Genomic DNA, 17828 nt, shown 5'->3' on the forward strand with positions numbered 1-17828 from the left:
CAAGGTATTAAAGGGTTTCACTGAAATTTCACGGGAACAGAGAAAAAAATAGGGTTACTGGAACCCATAAGTCCCGGGAATTCTCCTGAGAAGCATTCCCTCAACTATTATCGGGTTTGTTCTCTGAGCAGTTGTCAATGCGTTATCAAGCTTGAACTCTTTTTCAGCATAGATTGTGAGAATCGAATCTCCTTTTTTGACCTGCTCTCCTCTTTTCTTGTGTATCGCAATTCCAGCCCCCTTGTCATTAGGAGCCCCTGCAAGCCTGGCAATCTCAATTATCCATTTGTTGTCGAACTCCATAACATACCCGTCTGTAGAAGCAAAGATGTCGGCAGTATACTGCCCTATCTGTATATCATCGGATTTAATGTTTGGATCTCCACCCTGAGCTTCTATGATCTCTTTCATCTTCTGTAGGGCTTTTCCATTCCTGAGTGTTTCAAGTGCCAGCTCTTTTCCATGATCTCTCGGAGCCGCGCCTCCCATCTCAAGAAGAATCCCGGCAAGGGCAGCGCTCTTTTCAATAAGGCTGTTTGGACCTTCCATGCTTTCCAGAACTTTCATTGCTTCCCTTACTTCCAGAGAGGGACCTACTCTTCTCCCAATGGGGGACGAACCGTAAGTAATGGCACATTCAACATTCATTCCAAGCCTGTGCCCGAGATTGATGAGGTCTCTTGCCAGCCTCTGCCCTTCCTGAACATTGGGAACCTTCGTGCCCGGCCCGACAGGAATATCCATTACCACATTGTCTGCCCCGATAGCTCCTTTTTTTGCCATGATCGATGCAAGCATCTGGTAATAGGGGTCAATGGAGAGAGGGTACTCAACTCTGATGAGCTTGTCATCCGCAGGCGCAATATTTGTGGCTCCGCCCCAGACAAGCGCACCTCCCACTTTCTCGGTGATCTCCTTCACTTCCTGAGAGCTGAATTCAACAGGAGAGAGAACCTCCATGAGATCTGCAGTCCCGCCTGCACCCGTTATTGCTCTTGAACTTGTCTTGGGGATGAGCAGCCCGTTTGCAGCAACTATGGGTACAACAAGGAGGGAAATCTTGTTTCCGGGCACTCCTCCTATTGAGTGTTTGTCCATGATAGGATGTGTATCAAATTCGATAGTATCTCCGGTTTCTATCATTGCCCTTGTAAGCCATTCGACTTCGTCGTCAGTCATCCCGTGGATATAAGAAGCTGTTATAAATGCAGAAAGCTCGACATCGCTCAGGTTTTCATCAACTATGTCGCTTACAAGCATCTTGATCTCTTCCTGGATAACGGGTTTTTTGTCCAGCATTTTCTTGATAACTGCTGTGGATTTAGAGCGAAATGCCGGAACTACTTCGACCGGCTTGTCCCAGTTCTCAAAGTGCTCATAAACTTCAGAAAAGACACCCAGAGTTCCCTGAGGAACCATATCTTCAGTCGTATCTGCGATGGCAGAAAGGCTTTTATGTCCCCGGATGCGGACTCTGTCTCCCGGGTTGATTCCCAGTTCCTTCGCATCGGCAATATTGAGTAGAGCTTTGTGCTGTCCAATTTTTATATTGAAATGTTCCAGCTTCAACTGCATCGAATAACACCATCCTTTTCATTCTCAATATAATAGTGATATTGTCATTGTAATTTATTTCGCCTGAAATGAATATTCTGCTGGTTTTCCAGCGCCGAAAACCGACAGAAAGTCTGAAAAAATATGATAAATTAAGGGCATACGCATACAGATAGGCAAGGTATGATACCTGATATAGATTCTGATTATCAGATTAAGATATCAGACTAAATACTGAATTGATCCCACATATTAACCTTTTTATTATTTTCTGAAACTCCTTCCTGGCAAAAAGAAAGATAAACATGATAACCGCTCTGTAAAAACTCGGGGCACAACCTGAGATCAAACTGTATCTAAAAAGTGCAGATACAAAAAAGAGAGAAAAAGAATTCACAAATAAAAATGCACTGAAATTAAGTTATTTGCGCCTGGAGAGGCGAACAAGACCTTTAGCTACAACCATTGAAATTGCGCCTATCAATAGTGCAGTTAAGATAACCATGAAAAGGTTTTCCTGTTCAGCAAACTGGAACATAAAATAGAATAGAATAACAGTAAATACTCCTCCGATAAGCAGCAAAATTGCTGTTGGCCCTCCCAAATTCATTTCAGTATCCTTCGGCATAAATACGTTCCCTCCTGAGTAATTACAGCAAATTATAGTTCAAACAAGCTTTCAACTTACCGTTTTCAAGTTATTCTTTGAAATTACCTTTAGAGCTTTCATTAATCATAAAAACCCGAATTTGACAAAGAATCAGGCAGTAATTATATTATCAACGGAAAGAAATGGCTTTTTTAGCTCAGTAAAGCAACCATACATGTACAGATGTACAGCCTTCTAGTTCTAAATAAATTTATAGTTTTTGATTTTGAAGCAAGAGATTAATTCGCGAAAAAAAACCAATTTTTTTCGAAAAAGCAGGAATTTCTCCATCATATGGTATTTCTCAATGTTATTATTGTTCAGATACTGCAGTTTTATTACCAGGCCAGCTTTCAGCTGAATGGCACCGAAAACTATCTTTGAAAAACATCATTTTAGAAAGTTCTGGAATGATATAAACCTGGGTACGGCTATTTGAAAGGTAAAAATACCTGAAGAATAAAGGGTTAAAAAATCAGGCTTTTACAGAAACTCAAGGCACAGGGAGACATAATATTCTCTTGCAATCCTTTTAAGCCAGTCTGGAACCAGAAAATACCTGTCAACAACAAGTTCGTTAAGGTAATAAAGAGATTCTTCAGTTTTGCATTCACTGAGCCTCTTTATAGCGGTTCTTCTCCCCCATGCGGATCTTTCTTCGTCAAGAGCTTCGAGATAAAGCTTGTACTCTTTACTGTCGTCCATTACAGTAAAATTATCTACCAAAGAATATAAATATTTGGATCCGGCATCAGAAGCCTCAGATATCAAAGGATTTTAAGAAGATACCTGAGATATAACAAACCAGAATAAAACTATAGCTACATATTTTACCATATTGGAAAAATCTCAGGTTTCTGGAGAAAACTTCAGGACAATAAAACTTAAGAACTGCTGATAAATCAAAAAAATCATTATTTAAGAAAGAGTTAATCTGATCTAAAAAACGGCTATCATAAAAGAAAATAAAAAGGGAATTCCATTTATGCAGTGATCAGTTGCTGGCAATCCCCCACTCAAATGTTCGGTCTGTGCTAAAGGTTAGCGCGCAAATATACAATGCCAGCATAAATATAGTTTCCGAAATTCTTCAGAAAAGTCTAAAGTTATTAAAATACTTAAAGTTATTAAAACATTTTCTGGAATACGGGATGAGATTCCTGAGCAGGGATAGAGCATATATGCAACAGATAGAGGACAGATGTAAAAAAATGAGTTCAGGTCTTAGAATGTAAAAATAAGAAAAGAGAATTCCCATACAATGATCAGTTGATGAGAATTCCTGCACAAGGTTTTTGTTCGCTTTTGTTCGCTATGCTACTAAGTAAGTAATTATTCGTCAAAAAAGATATATAATTACCGGGATTGAAATTTCAATCCGTGTGACGTATTGTTTCATATTGAAATGTTTAATGTCGTAGATAATTTTAAGAGCGTCATTAATTTTTTTGGCGCCATAAATTATTTTGAATGAGAACTGAAAAGAAGAAAACCCTGTGGGATAATTCCCATTGTTACAGACGATTCTTACCTGTAATGTATCGTATTCAACTGCTTATGGGCTTATTATACTTATCGACACTCCATATTTTGCCTGATTTCAATATAGTTTGGCTCTTATTTTTTGCAGGCATATGCCCTTTTTAACATATCACCTGGTGCTTATCGCTTTTACAGGGTCCAGCTTCGCCGCCTGACGAGCAGGATAAATTCCTGTAATAAGGTTCAGCAGGAAAACAGCGAGAATAATGACAACAATATCCTGAGCGCGCACAACAATAGGGATAAAGGAAATACCCCCATAAACATCGGAAGAAGCTGCAGGGATCTCATACTGTCCTATAGCCAGGGATATAAGGACCCCTGCAAAAGTACCTGCAAGAGCGCCCAGCAGACCGAGAATCCCGCTCTGGAGGATAAAAATTTTCTGAATACTTGAAACAGAAGTGCCCATAGCCCGGAGCATACCTATCTGGCCTGTTGCGCCGATAACCGAAAGGTTAAGGGTGCTTACCACACCAAAAGAGGCTATGACAATAATAAGTCCGTATACAACGTTGTTTGATGTGCTTTCGATAGCAATGGTACGGAGGATCGCAGGGTTTGTTTCTGTCCAGCCCTTTGCATTATATCCAAGTTTTTCGATCTCGCTTGCAACTTCTCTGTCCCTGTTAAAATCGCTAAGCCTGACCCAGACCCCATTAACAACATCCGGGACATCATAGAATTCCCTGGCAGTATCCAGGGATGTATAGGCAAGAGACTCATCCAGAGGAGAACCGGTATGAAAAATCCCCACAACCCTGAGGGAGAGAGGATTTGCATTAGGAAAAGACACATCTACGGAGTCTCCCAGGTTAACTTCGAGCTTTTCAGCCAGCTTTGAGCCGATAACCACGGTATTTCTTGAAAATTCAAGTTCCCGGAAACTGCCTTCAACCATATCTTCTTCGATGGAGCTGATTTCATTTTCCTGAGTGGGGATCATGCCCCTGAGTTCGGCATTCAGGGAATTATCCTTGAATCTGAAAGAAGCCTGCCCTGAAAGGAAGGGAGAAACTGCAGTAACTCCTTCAATTGCACTTATTCTTTCAATCAGAGTCCCGTAAAGATAGATATAGTCCTCACCTTCCTGCGGAGATACCGAGACATGAGGTAGTTTATCCACAGTAGTGTTGTAAAGCTCATCAGTAAATCCCACCATAAGAGCCTGGGAAACCGTAAGTACCATCACAGCAAGAGCTATTGCTCCTACCGAAAGGAGAGTCTGGAATTTTCTTGTCCGGATCTGCCTGAGGGCGATAAAGAGTTCATAATGCATGAGACTCACGGCTTTTTTAAGCTTTATCAGGATCTATTCTGATCACTTCATGATCTATTCAGATCATTTCATCTGTACTTTTACTCAAGATGGTTAATGCAGCTTTTTAAAAAAGGCAAAAACCAGAAAAAGCCCTGCAACTCCGGCATTAATAGAAAAACCCGGAATGCCATTTCCACTGCTTTTATTCGATGTTTCGTTTTTTGTATCAGGGATTATTTCACCTGCATTTGAGGGAGCAAGATCAGATTCGATAATGGTTTCCCTGCGTTCGATAACATCTCCGTCGTTTCCGAAGAGTTCAATCTCAAGCCTGTAAACCCCTTCAGTGAGCCTTTCATTCCAGGCAACCTCAACGGTCTCATCGTCATCAGTCAAAAGCACAGGGACTCTCTCGCGGATAGATTCGACAAACACAGAACTGCCGCTTCCTGAAGTTTCCTGTACTTTATATACTGAAAATGCAAGGCTTCCTTCAAAAGGTACCTGAGAACGCCCTAAAACAGTTGCACTTGCCCCGGTTTCATCTTCGTAAATGTCAGTAATCTCTGCATCGTCTCTGGCAGTGAAATTCTCTGTTGAAGTTATAAATCCCCGGCTGGGAGAGTAGACCTGAACCTTAACTCTTCCAGCATATTCTTTATTATTTTCGAGGAGGGAACCCCAGGATGCAGAAAAGGTTTCTGGAATACTGGTAAGGGATGCTTTTTCGGTTTTTGTTTTATATATTACATCGTGCCCGTCCACAAGCATATACTCGATATCAAAAAGTGAGGCCTGTTTTGGAGAGAGCACAACAGAGATCCCCTCGGAGTTAGGGACAAGATCATCCAGCTGAAGTCTGGAAGCTGAATTGCTGCCGTAAACAAAATCGTATTCCGATTCAGAAAGTACCTGCCCCTGTTCCAGAAGCCTTGCTTTCAGAGTGTAAGCTCCGCGTTCGGCATTTCTGACATTCCAGAAGCCAACTTTCGTAACTCTCGTATTTGCAGGAAGACTGCCAGTTGAGAATTCCTGTGCAGCAATGACATTTTCATCCTTATCAGGCCTGACAAGAGAAACCTCCAGAGTAAGATTCTCTTCTTGCCCAGATGAGTAGAATGTTACATCAAAGGACTCGATATCACTGTAAAGTTCGACTATGTGGGCTGAACCTGTTCCTTCAACCTGAGAGTCTGCTGCTGAGGTCGGGAGGGCCGATAGAAGAAATAAAATAAGTAAGAGAAACGCGGCTTTCATGGTCTTTTTTCCCCGATTCGATAACAAAAAGATTGTTTTGATCTTATTTAAAAGAAATGTAGCCGGATAAATTCACTGTTTTATAACGTGAGTACAGGATAAAACAGAAAAAGCACGGTAAGCAGATAAAAATGTAATCAAAGTCAAAAACAAGAAACAAAAAAGACAAGAAAATAAAAATTGAAAAAGGTATGATTAAAGAAAAATAAAAAAGTTATTTAAGCTAACTAAACAAAACCTGCAAGGAATCCGAAAGTATATATTCTTTAGTTGAAGTATAAGATGACAATTATTAAATTTAATCAAGTTTACTTGATTTATGCCTATGTGAGCAAAAATCTCATCGCCGATTTTAGAAAAATCATTGCTTTAAACCTTTAGTAAGACATGAATTATATAAAAATACCTGTTCAAGCAGAAGGTATGGTAAAAATGGAGAAAAAAAGCCTCTTGATCCTGGGAACCGCCTCTCATGTTGGGAAAAGTTCAGTCGTAACTGCCATATGCAGGATCCTGTCCAGAAGCTACAGGGTTGCTCCTTTCAAGGCCCAGAATATGAGCCTGAACTCCTGGATTACAAAGGACGGAAAGGAAATAGGAATTGCACAGGCCATCCAGGCAAAAGCCGCAGGAACCGAGCCGACTGCAGATATGAACCCTGTCCTCCTGAAACCTAAAGGGGACTGTGTTTCTCAGGTGATCCTGCTGGGTGAACCCTATGCTGACAAAAGTGCAGGCCAGTACTATGATTCCATTGAAGAGATGCACGCAGTCCTTAAAGGAGCTCTCGAAAGACTCTGGAAAGAACACGATATCATTGTCATGGAAGGAGCAGGGGGAGCTGCAGAGATTAACCTTTATGAAAGGGATATTGTGAATATAGGCACTGCAAGGCTCACTCAGGCTCCGATAATCCTTGTAGGAGATATTGAAAGGGGAGGTGTGTTTGCAAGCCTTTACGGGACAGTTGCCCTTCTGCCTGAAGATGTAAGGAAAAACGTCAAAGGGTTTATAATCAACAAGTTCAGAGGCGACATCGAAATCCTGAGGCCCGGGCTCAAGCAGCTTGAGGAAAAAACCGGAATCCCTGTTCTCGGCGTTCTTCCTCATTTCAAGCTCCGCATTCCCTCCGAAGATTCTGTATCACTGGGGGATAAAGAGGACTCAAAAACGAAAAAAGAAATCGAAGTTGCAGTAATCCGCCTTCCAAGAATCTCAAACTTTACGGATTTCGAACCCCTTGAAGGGCTCGTTAAAGTACGTTACGTAGATATTGACGAAGATCTCGGAAACCCCGATGCAATAATGATCCCTGGAACGAAGAACACGGTTAACGACCTTCTTGACCTCAGGGCAAGCGGAATGGACAAAAAAATTCAGGCTTTCAAAGGAAAAATCCCTATCTTCGGGATCTGCGGCGGTTACCAGATGCTTGGCAAAACTATATTTGATTCCGGGGTGGAAAACGGGGTCGAAGCTGAGTTTGAGGGCCTTGGTCTTCTGGACATAGGGACCAGGTTTGGAGAATACAAAAAGAGAACAATTCAGGTAACAAAGAAAGTCAACGGTTATGGTCCTATCCTGAAACCCATAGATGGTGAAGAGATAAAAGGTTATGAGATTCATATGGGAGTCACCGATTCTAACCGCACCGTTTTCGGAGACGATGGAGCTGTTGATGATAACGGCCTCGTAATCGGCACATACCTTCACGGGCTCTTTGATAACAGGAATATAAGAAATGCCCTTGTCAGATATCTCTATGAGAAGAAAGGTCTGGAATATGAGCCTGAAGAGGTCGTGAGTGAAAACGATGCCTATGAAGAACTCGCAAATGTGGTTGAGCAAAACATAGACATGAAAAAGCTTTATGAGATTGCAGGGGTCTGAAAAAACCGATTATGAGCAGGTTCTGGAAAGATTGAGGAATAGCTGGAACTAAAAAAATCAGTAAGCCAGATGCCATTCTGCTGTTGGTCGCTAATAAAGCCAGAAAAGACCTGCATCAAGAAAAAAATCAAGGGTTTACACCCATAAAAAATTTTAAACTGCGCAGGCAAAAAGAAGCATTCCTTATGCTTCTCGAAGCTCTGTGTCCGAAAAGAGAAGTTGAGCGGTCAGAGGGGGGAATATGGGGAATATTTCAGAAAGGAAAATTAATACCAAATGGGGGCTGTATGTTTGCTCGTAGAGGGTGAATAAAACCCAGAATGTTACCCGCTCAACAATAGGTATTTTACTGTTGAGTATTTATGCCTTATGAATTTATCTTACTGATCTAAGATCACTAAACTCCAGACTTCAAAACTCTATAACTACCCTTTGCAGAACTTGAATTTTCATTTCAGATATGGAATTCGGAAAAGTATGTAAATTTTTGAAGTATGAAAATCCACAAACCCCATCGAAAAACCAGTCAAACATCCTTATTTTTTTGAAGTACATATACTGTTTTCCGGGCAATACCAGATCTGTAAAAATATTATGTGTTTACATCAACGATTCTATTGATCTCTAATTCCATAGAAAATGCCCATAAAATACCATCTTATTTCTATCAGAATAGATCAATATCAAAACCGAATAGTTAAATATTTAAGATAATGTTCCGACGGAAGAAATGTAGACAAAAATTTTAAAACTAATAAAGATCATTTAATTAAAAAGTTTTTAAAGAAATATCAGAAAAATTCCACTTATATATTACTTATGTCTGCCTGAAAAGCCATGTAGGCATTAAAAGGAGGATCTATTTTGAGAAATGCATTTCAGAGGAAAACCCTCTTTATAACAATCCTGTTTTGTGCAGCTGCAGGAATCTTAATAGCACCCGCATCTGCTGAGGTTACAAGCTGGGAATTATCTCCGGCATGTCCCAGCGCAGGAGATGTTATTACAATCACCGGAAAGGCATCTAATGACGAAATAATTGAAGTATCCATTTTACACGAAGAAATGGTTCCGGTTTCAGGAAAAAATTACAGATATCAGATAAATAAGCTGAAGATACCAAAGCCAATTTCTGGCGGCGAAAACTTATTCCAGGTCAATGCCACCGGAGAGAACGGTGTCACAGTCAAGGACATGAACGTAAGAGTCAAGAAATTTAAATGGTTTACAAAGAGTTCAAATGCCCTGGAAGGCAATGCTTCAATTTCTCAGTCGAACATACCTTCCTGGATGAGTTATTTTGTAAAAATTGATGGAAATATTACAAACACAAAAGAAGCATCTACGAAAAATAAGTATAAACATAATTCAAACAATGGACAGGTAAAGCTTACGTTTGAGACTTCTTATGAAGCGGCAAAAGCCGACTCAAAAGGAAAATTCAGCTTCAAATATGATACAGATTCACTTCCTGCGGGCAATTATACAATAACCGTTGGAGACATTGAAAAAGAATTTACTCTCAGTCCCGAAAAACAAAAAGAGAGAAAAACAAAAATAAGGTAAAAGGGCTTTAATCCAGCCTTTTTGATGACTGCTCAGTAAATCTCTTTAGTAGATATAAGTTCAAAATAAAGAAACAGAACAAAAAAGAGAATTCAGTTCCATAGAAAACAACTGATCCTATGGAACTATCTATTTTTCTGTCATCGGTTTATTCTTCCGTCATCAGTTCAAATTTCCAGCCTTTAAGGTTAGGAATCTCTTGTAATTTCGGTACTTGTTTAATAACTGTTTTTAAGAATCCTGAGGAAACAGGAATGGAAATAGTAAAAAGGTTTTCAGAACATACGAACCTGTCTGCCAAGCCCCTCACGGACAGCTCTTTCATAGACGAGGTGCGCAGTCGCAACATCCTGTATTGCAAGCCCTGTTGAGTCAAAGATCGTAATCTCATCTTCACTTGTCCTGCCGGGTTTGAGGCCGACCATGACTTCGCCAAGCTGGGCATGAATATCGTTTTCTGAGATATAGTGTTTGGACAGGGGGACATTCACTTCCCCGGAATGGAGAGCCTGTACCATATCGTCAACAATAATTTTGGAGCGGAGGAGGATTTCGGGGTCAAGTTCTTCTTTTCCGACAGCATCTGCACCTATTGCGTTTATGTGAGTGCCTTCTTTGATCCAGCTTGATTTTACGATTGGTTTTCTGGTGGGGGTTGTTGTAACAAGAATGTCGCAGTCGCAGACCTTTTCAATGCTTTCTTCGTAACGGATTTCACAGGGAACGATGTCGGCCATTTCCCTGATAAATTTTTCACAGCTCTCCTTTGTCCTGGAGTTAATCCTGACAGATTCGGGTTCGAAAACTTCACAGAGAGCTTCGAGCTGAGTTCTTGCCTGGTTGCCGGCACCTACAAGCCCGATTACTTTGGAGTCTTTTCTTGCAAGATACTTTGCGGCAATTCCTCCGGCTGCACCTGTCCGTATATCGGTCAGGTAGGTCCCGTCCATGATTGCGACAGGAGCTCCGGTCTCAGGGGAAATAAGGATGATTAGCGCCATTACAGTAGGAAGGTTACGCATAGGGTTTCCCGGATGGACGTTTACAATTTTTACGCCCGTAATATCCTCTTCTTCAAGATAGGCAGGCATTGTCCGCAGGTCGCCATTGTAAGCCGTATAGTAAAGATAGGATTTAGGAGGCATCTGAACCTTGCCAAGCCCATGCTGCCTGAAAGCTCTTTCCACTACCTGCATATCAGAATGCATATCGATAACACTTTTTACCTCTTCCTGAGCCAGCCACAATACTTCCATAACGCAACCCTCCACCGGAGCCATAGACTTTCACCACATCCTGAATATAAGCTGGCTTCCGGCTGAAAACCAGGCTTAAATTGAATAAAACGAAATAGAAACCGACAGACAAACAGGCATATTAACTGCCGGGTAGCATAGATTGTCATTTTTACTTGTGCAAATATGTATATATAACATATCTTCACTCATTTAAAGAACTTCCTTCGTGGAAGGAGAATTATGCCAGAGAATCCTGATGCTTTTCCCATACAAGATCTGAGAGAAAAATTGCTGAAGCCTGCCAGAGATATCCGGAGTATACTGCGCTGGGGTTATCCCAAATTCGCAACCATCCGTTTTGTGGCTGAGCACTCCAGGCTAAGCGTGGAGGAGAGGCATATTCTCACAAGAGTTATTATGCCTCCGGATAAAGTGATTTCCAGAATCAAAAAAAAAGTCTCCTGCGATGAGATAAGTAACAGAGATCTACTCCTTGACGGGTACAATGTCCTGTTAAGCGTTGACAGCCTCCTGAAAAACGAACTCATGTGGTTCTGCGACGACGGGTATATCCGGGATACCAGGTATTATTTCAGCAAATCGAGTCAGGCTGAAGATATTGAGGAAGCTCTCGATTCAGTCCTTGAATTTTTGTCCGAAGCCAGCCCGAAATCAGTAACCTTCCTCCTCGATTCCCAGATTAGCCGAAGTGGGGAACTTGCCGGCTTCATTCGCCGCAAACTTGAAGAAAACGGAATACCAGGAGAAGCACATACCTCAAAGACTGCGGATTTTGACCTGAAAACAGAAGGTGGAAATCCCGAAAAAAATCTTATCGTTGCGACCTCTGATGGAATTATAATTGACTCGGTCCTGCAGGTACTTGATATCCCTGCCTGTCTTATGGAAAAAAAAGGAATTGAGCCCATCAGGCTTTACTGAATCAGACCTTACTGCCGAAGGTAGAAATGATTAGCAAAGCAGGGCTCATTAATTTATTACCATGCATCCTGTCTGAAACATTCTGCCTGTCTGTAAATCTTTTCAGCTTCTGCATGCTGCCCTTTTTCTTTAAGCAAATCTCCATATCCTGAGAGGCTTCCGAAATGCCCTGGATCGAGTTCAAGGGCTTTTTTATACTGGACTTCAGCTTCGTGCCGATGCCCGAACCTTGCAAGCAGCTTTGCATATTCGCAGTGAGCTTCCACATTCTCAGGGCTGATTTTAAGTGCATATCTGAAGTGCACCCTTGCTCCATGAATAAGTCCATGTTCTGCAAGCAGGCGGGCGTAGTACAGGTGGAGTTTTGGACTTTCCGGGTCTGCTTTGAGAGCTACTATGTAATAGGTTTCGGCTTCAAGGGGTTCCCCTTTTTCCTCAAGCAGTCGGGCATAGCGGAAATTAGATTCAACGTGTTTGGGATCAATTTCAAGAGCCCGGGAATAATGATAACCTGCTTCGGTTTTCTGCCCGCGCCTGTAAAGTAAAATTCCATACCCGCAGTGAGCTTCTACATTTTCCGGATCAAGGAGAAGAGCCCTTTTGTATGCTTCTTCAGCTTCATCCGGCAGACCGAGCCTGTAAAGCAGGCAACCGTGTTTACAGAGCGTCTCCACATGGAAAGGATTGATCTCAAGAGCTTTTTCATACTGAACTCTTGCATTATCCAGTTCCCCTGCATCAGCAAGCACGACTCCATATCCGCAGAGAGCTTTTACATTTTCCGGGGAATCTTTAAGAATTTCTTTGAATTCTCTGGCAGCCAGGTCCCTGAGCCCCAGTAAAGAAGCAGTCTTCCCCGCTTCCATATGGGCATCTTCCCGCGTTTTTCCCGAGAAAAGTAAAGCAGATGCCCTTGATATTACATACTTTTCCCTGTACATTTGATCTTTGCCGAAAATCGAGGAGAGTTTCAGCAGGGTATCTGACGAAAGCAAATTCTCACGTGAAAAAGAAATGACAAACTCAACGACCTTATCGAGATCACATTCATCTTCAGCAACCATCTCGATTACATGAAAAACCAGCTTGTCTACGGCATCTATTTCCATGCTAGAAAAACCTCCTAAATTTTATGACCATAGTTAATTTATTTGACTGACTATAAATAATTAGCTATATTAAATAATCCAAATAAATTGAAAAAAATATATTTAAAAAAGTAGAGAACCAGAGGAGACCGTAAAAACGAGAATAAAAAATTAGGTGGCCTTTGACCGACAAATTAATTTAGGAAATTAGAATAACATTTTGTTATTATCTGGAGCTATTGATAAAAATGAATAAATTGAATTTTTTCTCTCTTAAACCCTTTTTACATGCAGACTGTACCTCGGCTCCACATCATACATACCCTCGAGCTCTTCTTCGGTAAGGAAACCTCTTTCAATCAGCTTACTGAGGTTTTTCCTGTCAACGGATTCAACCATTTCCCAGAGATCACGCTCCTGAAGGTAAGGTTTCAGCTTGCGGATGTGCCAGATTTTCCAGTCAACTCTTTTTTGACTCAGCTCTACATTTCCTACTCTCAAAACATCTATACCCTTCTCGCTGAAGGTATTCAGTATGTGGGTTCTGAGCTCTTCCCTCCTTTTTTCAAGAACAGATATTGCAGAAACAAGCTCATCATATTCAAGTACAACATCTGCAAGATCCATCTCTTCAGGGTCCTGTTCGTTTATATCAAATTCCATTTTCATACACTCCACATGTCCTTGAACGTTTGTTTTCTTTTATCTTTCTTTCATTACACTTTTCGCATTTTCCTGAATTTCGGCTTCTTTCTGCTTAGATATCATCAGGCTGCCATTCCTTTTAAAGTATATGCAGGCAATCAGGTTTATAGCTCCACAAGTGTATAGCTATAAATACAGAGGTTTATATCCTGACACAGAGCAGCACGTCTTAATCATAATTATACCTTAAAACCTGCTTAGATACCTTAATTAAAGAGAAAATACCCAGGCTGCAGTATGAAAGGATTTAATTTAAAGGGTTTAACGGGGAAATTTCATGCCATTAACCAGCTTCAGGAAAGAAAGAACAAAAGAAGAATTGCGCCTAATTCTACCAGAGATAAATGAGGTTCTGGAATCCGAGTCTGCTGTGCTCAGGATCGATCCTGAATCAATTATGCTTATAGGAGATATCCACGGGAACCTTGAAGCCCTTGAATTTGTTATGCAAAAGAGAGAAAAACTTGGCTGCAAAAAAATACTTTTTCTGGGAGACTATGTGGACCGGGGGATGCAGGGAACGGAAGTCCTTACAAAGCTATTCAGGGTAAAACTTGAGGATCCTGAAAATGTTTTCCTTCTAAGGGGCAATCACGAAACCATTGATATGAATTTCTTTTACGGCTTTTTTGAAGAAATTGGCTTTGATAGAGATTTTCTGTTAGAAATCAGCAGAACATATGACAGGTTGCCTGTAGCAGCAGTGATTTCAGGGCATACTTTCTGCGTGCATGGAGGAATTGATGGTACAGGAAATATAAGTTCCATCACAAAAGAAGGCGCTTTTCCCTATCTCTGGAATGACCCTTCAGAACGTCCGGGGCTGAGCATCTCATCAAGAGGTTCTACGGTCAGGGAATTCGGCCCTGATATTGTTGAGGGTTTTTTAGATACAAATGGCCTGAAAAGAATTGTAAGAGGGCACACAGCCATCATGACCGGATATAAATGGTGGTTTGATGGAAAACTTCTTTCTCTTTTTTCCTGCCCGGATTATGTGGGGCTTGGAAACGCTGCTGCTTTTGCCCTTATAGAGAAAGAAGAAATAAAAATTGTTGCTTTTGAAAGCTGACAAGAGTAAAATGGAAAATCCGGCTGCGTTATTAAAAATCGCGGTTGAAGTAAAATATAGAAAAAAAAGAACGAGTCCGCCTGAGTCACTACTTCAGACTGGACTTTTATGTTTTGCCGGTGTGAACTGGGACCAATCTGAGTTAAGAAATAGCTAAAGTTGAAAAATATAAAGATAGATGCTGGATTTATGCCGTGTACATATGCATTTCGACAATATCGAGAGATATTATTTTTTAATGCCTCAAATTAATCCAGAATAATCCAGGTTTCTGTCATTTTGCTTCCTATATCCGGGTCAAGCTGCATGGCTTTCATATACTGGACTTTAGCCTCGTCAAAACGCCTCATTTTTCTCATAAGAAGCCCGTAGCTGTAGTGAAGTGGAGGATAATAAGGATTCAGGGCAAGGGCTTTCCTGTATTCTCCCTCTGCTTCAGAGAAGCGTCCGAGTTCAGTTAGAAGGTTCCCGTAGCTGTAGTGCCCCTCAGCACTTTCCGGGTCAAGACAGAGAGCTTTTTTGTATTCAATTTCAGCCTCATACCTCCTTCCGAAGCGGGCAAGGAGATTTGCATAATTGCAATGGACTTTTGCATCGTTCGGGTCAAGAGCAAGGGCTTCCATGTACTGTTCTTCAGCTTCCGAGACTCTTCCTTCCCTTGCAAGAAGGTTTCCGTAATTGAAAAGAGTTCTCCTGTGGCGGGGGTTAAGGGAAAGAGCTTTACGGTATTCAACCTCGGCTTCTGAAAAGCGCCCGAGGAAAGAGAGAAGAACACCGAAATTGTGGTGGAGGCTCGGGTCTTCAGAGTCAAGCTTCATCGCAAGCCTGTATTCTTTTTCAGCGTCCCTGAGTCTTCCAAGTTCAAAAAGCATGTTAGCATACCCGCCTCTGGCAGGAACATAGTCCGGGTTGCCGGAAAGAGCTATCAAATAACGATCTTCTGCTTCCCTGAAGTACCCGTATTCGGTCAGAAGATAAGCATACCCGGCATTTGCTTTAACATTTTCGGGTGAGGCTTCAAGTACAGTTTTATACTCATTTTCTGCATCCTCAATCCTTCCAAGCTCTAAAAGAAGTTCAGCATAAGCACATCTTGCATCTGCATTCTCGGGGTTTTCTTTCAGGACTTCAAGGTAACTTGCCTCGGCTTCAGTGGAAAAGCCCAGTATGTGTGCTGCAGTACCCAGTGCATAGCAGGATTCTTCACGGAGCTTTCCAGAAGCCTGCATTAAACAGACCTTTGCAAAAACATATTCTTCCATATGCATTTTTTGCTTCCTGCATGCACTGGACATGTTAAGAAGAAGTTCTGGGGGTAAAGATTTTTCTTTTGATTTTTCCAGAGCAAAATCGGCTGCACAGGAGAGGTTGTTCTGATCAGATCCGATAATTCCAATTACTTCGTACACAAAGTCATCAATAAGATCAAAGTCCATACATCCGGCACCTCAGAAGAGTGTTCTAAATGGGGGGATTGTCAGTGTAACATCCAGAGTATAGTTTTACATTTAGTTGAATATATTAGTGAGTGAATAGTCAGTATAACAATTTGACATAATATTAGTGTTTAAATAGTACATAAGAGAACCAGTATAATAATACAATTATCATATAACACTCTATCCCTTTGTAACGCAAAATAAAACAGTGATTTGAGTGAACGACATCGTTTTCCTAAAAAAATAAATTTTGCAGGATAAAAAGCAGACGAGATAATATAGGGGATATAATAAAAATATACAAGAAGTTATAGTAACATAAAAAATGACACAAAGGATCAGAAGGAAAAAGAGACATCTAAATAAATAAAAATACGAATAGAATTAAAAAGAATATCGAATGATAGTAGCCCCTCAGGAAGAAAAGAATTAAAAAATTTCGAATAGGGAATAAATCGAAAATTGAAAAATAACCAGCCGTATTAAATGATAGATGACAGTCATTCAAAATTAGCTGGAAAAAGGAACCTTTTCATTTCAAAAATTGCAATCAATTTAAAAAGAGGATACGAAAAGGCAGAAAGCAGGATAAGAATCGATGAAAATCAAAAAAGATTGAATCAGGAAATCGCAGATTTAGCTATTCTTCCGTTTTTTAGATACTGATTCCAGTACATTCCCTGAGCCAGATAACAATTCCATGACCACTTTAATCCCATGACCACTTCAGAACAAGATACAGTGATATTCTGCGAACCAGTTCCGTAACCCAGAAATCTATAGTAAACAAAGAATAAACGTAAATAAAGAATAAAGCGTCCAGATTGTATCCCGATTATTGCACTAACACCTGCTCAGGCAGATATTAATTCTCCCTAATTCTCCGGGTAGCTGTTTCTTTTTCCGCTTATATTTCTTCTCTCTTTTTTCATCTGATTTGACAGGCTCCGCTCAAGGCAGAGAAATTCATAATTATTTGCGGGCTGAATAACGAGTTTTAAGGTAGCTAGGGAACTTTTATTCTATTGAAGCAATACCAAACACTACTAATTTTAAAATAATGTTCCGAAAAAACAATATATGAGAACTATACTCTCCTTATTGCCAAAAAACGTAAGATGAATGGTTTGTACTGTAAACCACAAAATCTTACAATCACTTAATGACCCCTGAAACTGACCACCATGTTTCTTAAACTCTTTTCTCTGTTTCTGATCATTCCTGTAGTGGAGATCTATCTTCTTGTCAAGATAGGAGGCATGATCGGAGCCCTGAATACCGTGCTTATTATCCTGATAACCGCGAGCATTGGGGCTTACCTGACAAAAAGCCAGGGCTTTCGGGTACTCTGCCAGATCCAGGACGCAACCAGGCAGGGTTATATGCCCGGAAACGAACTCCTGCATGGGCTCTTTGTATTAATAGGAGGCTTTGCCCTCCTGACCCCCGGCTTCCTGACCGACACCATAGGGTTTTCCATGCTTATTCCCCAGATCCGGGAGATCTATGTAAGGATAGCAAAAGAAATCATAAGAAAGAAGATACAGCAGGGAAACTTCCAGATGCTGATGTACACGGACTTCAGATGACCATCCTGAAATGGAGTTTTTTCCGCCCGAATTGCG

15 protein-coding genes are annotated in these 17828 nt (G+C 41.0%); 6 read left to right on the forward strand and 9 right to left on the reverse strand.

The genetic code is table 11. From position 1 onward, the window contains the following. Window positions 1–54 precede the first annotated feature (54 nt). The 5 genes from PLL47_RS03495 to PLL47_RS03515 all read right to left on the reverse strand — a co-directional run bounded on the left by PLL47_RS03495 (window position 55) and on the right by PLL47_RS03515 (window position 6263). Window positions 55–1575 (reverse strand): AMP phosphorylase, encoded by a 1521-nt coding sequence (locus tag PLL47_RS03495; RefSeq protein ID WP_324444808.1) that lies wholly within the window; start codon window positions 1573–1575, stop codon window positions 55–57. Window positions 1576–1975: 400 nt separating this feature from the next. Next, complete coding sequence (locus PLL47_RS03500; RefSeq protein WP_324444809.1) at window positions 1976–2182, reverse strand: hypothetical protein; 207 nt, start codon at window positions 2180–2182, stop codon at window positions 1976–1978. A 504-nt stretch (window positions 2183–2686) separates the two neighbouring features. Beyond that, window positions 2687–2908 carry a hypothetical protein gene (locus PLL47_RS03505; protein WP_324444810.1) on the reverse strand — a complete coding sequence of 74 codons (222 nt, stop codon included), beginning with the start codon at window positions 2906–2908 and terminating at the stop codon, window positions 2687–2689. A 946-nt stretch (window positions 2909–3854) separates the two neighbouring features. Next, a complete protein-coding gene (locus PLL47_RS03510) occupies window positions 3855–5024 on the reverse strand; it encodes an ABC transporter permease (protein WP_324444811.1) in 1170 nt (389 codons plus the stop codon). 93 nt (window positions 5025–5117) lie between these two features. Continuing rightward, the gene (locus PLL47_RS03515; RefSeq protein WP_324444812.1) at window positions 5118–6263 is read right to left on the reverse strand and encodes a hypothetical protein; all 1146 of its coding nucleotides are present in this window, start codon (window positions 6261–6263) and stop codon (window positions 5118–5120) included. Between the two features lie 432 nt (window positions 6264–6695). Between PLL47_RS03515 and PLL47_RS03520 the strand changes: the two genes are divergently transcribed. Continuing rightward, complete coding sequence (locus tag PLL47_RS03520; RefSeq protein WP_324444852.1) at window positions 6696–8153, forward strand: cobyric acid synthase; 1458 nt, start codon at window positions 6696–6698, stop codon at window positions 8151–8153. A gap of 864 nt (window positions 8154–9017) precedes the next feature. Next, on the forward strand, window positions 9018–9719 hold the full coding sequence (locus tag PLL47_RS03525) for a hypothetical protein (protein ID WP_324444813.1): 702 nt from the start codon (window positions 9018–9020) through the stop codon (window positions 9717–9719). Window positions 9720–9994: 275 nt separating this feature from the next. Here PLL47_RS03525 and ala read toward each other — a convergent pair whose 3' ends face one another. Next, on the reverse strand, window positions 9995–10975 hold the full coding sequence (gene ala / locus PLL47_RS03530) for an alanine dehydrogenase (protein ID WP_324444814.1): 981 nt from the start codon (window positions 10973–10975) through the stop codon (window positions 9995–9997). Window positions 10976–11197: 222 nt separating this feature from the next. Here ala and PLL47_RS03535 point away from each other — a divergent pair, with 222 nt between their 5' ends. Beyond that, a complete protein-coding gene (locus PLL47_RS03535) occupies window positions 11198–11899 on the forward strand; it encodes a DUF434 domain-containing protein (protein ID WP_324444815.1) in 702 nt (233 codons plus the stop codon). Window positions 11900–11955: 56 nt separating this feature from the next. Here the strand turns inward: PLL47_RS03535 and PLL47_RS03540 are convergent, their stop codons facing one another. Together PLL47_RS03540 and PLL47_RS03545 are read right to left on the reverse strand one after the other, a co-directional pair. Then, entirely contained in the window at window positions 11956–13008 is a 1053-nt protein-coding gene (locus PLL47_RS03540) for a tetratricopeptide repeat protein (protein ID WP_324444816.1), read from the reverse strand. A gap of 252 nt (window positions 13009–13260) precedes the next feature. Next, complete coding sequence (locus PLL47_RS03545) at window positions 13261–13650, reverse strand: hypothetical protein (protein ID WP_324444817.1); 390 nt, start codon at window positions 13648–13650, stop codon at window positions 13261–13263. 319 nt (window positions 13651–13969) lie between these two features. Here PLL47_RS03545 and PLL47_RS03550 point away from each other — a divergent pair, with 319 nt between their 5' ends. Then, window positions 13970–14764 carry a metallophosphoesterase gene (locus PLL47_RS03550; RefSeq protein ID WP_324444818.1) on the forward strand — a complete coding sequence of 265 codons (795 nt, stop codon included), beginning with the start codon at window positions 13970–13972 and terminating at the stop codon, window positions 14762–14764. A 248-nt stretch (window positions 14765–15012) separates the two neighbouring features. Here the strand turns inward: PLL47_RS03550 and PLL47_RS03555 are convergent, their stop codons facing one another. Beyond that, window positions 15013–16200, reverse strand: a complete 1188-nt coding sequence (locus PLL47_RS03555) for a tetratricopeptide repeat protein (RefSeq protein ID WP_324444819.1) — start codon at window positions 16198–16200, stop codon at window positions 15013–15015. Window positions 16201–16689: 489 nt separating this feature from the next. On the opposite strand from PLL47_RS03555, the gene PLL47_RS03560 reads away from it, so the two are divergent. Both PLL47_RS03560 and PLL47_RS03565 read left to right on the forward strand, forming a co-directional pair. Next, complete coding sequence (locus PLL47_RS03560) at window positions 16690–16869, forward strand: hypothetical protein (protein WP_324444820.1); 180 nt, start codon at window positions 16690–16692, stop codon at window positions 16867–16869. 518 nt (window positions 16870–17387) lie between these two features. After that, window positions 17388–17792, forward strand: coding sequence for an FxsA family protein (locus PLL47_RS03565; RefSeq protein WP_324444821.1), 405 nt, complete (start codon window positions 17388–17390; stop codon window positions 17790–17792). Window positions 17793–17828: the final 36 nt, after the last annotated feature.

It is taken from the genome of Methanosarcina sp. (assembly GCF_035390745.1).
In the GTDB taxonomy this organism is placed as follows: Archaea; Halobacteriota; Methanosarcinia; order Methanosarcinales; family Methanosarcinaceae; genus Methanosarcina.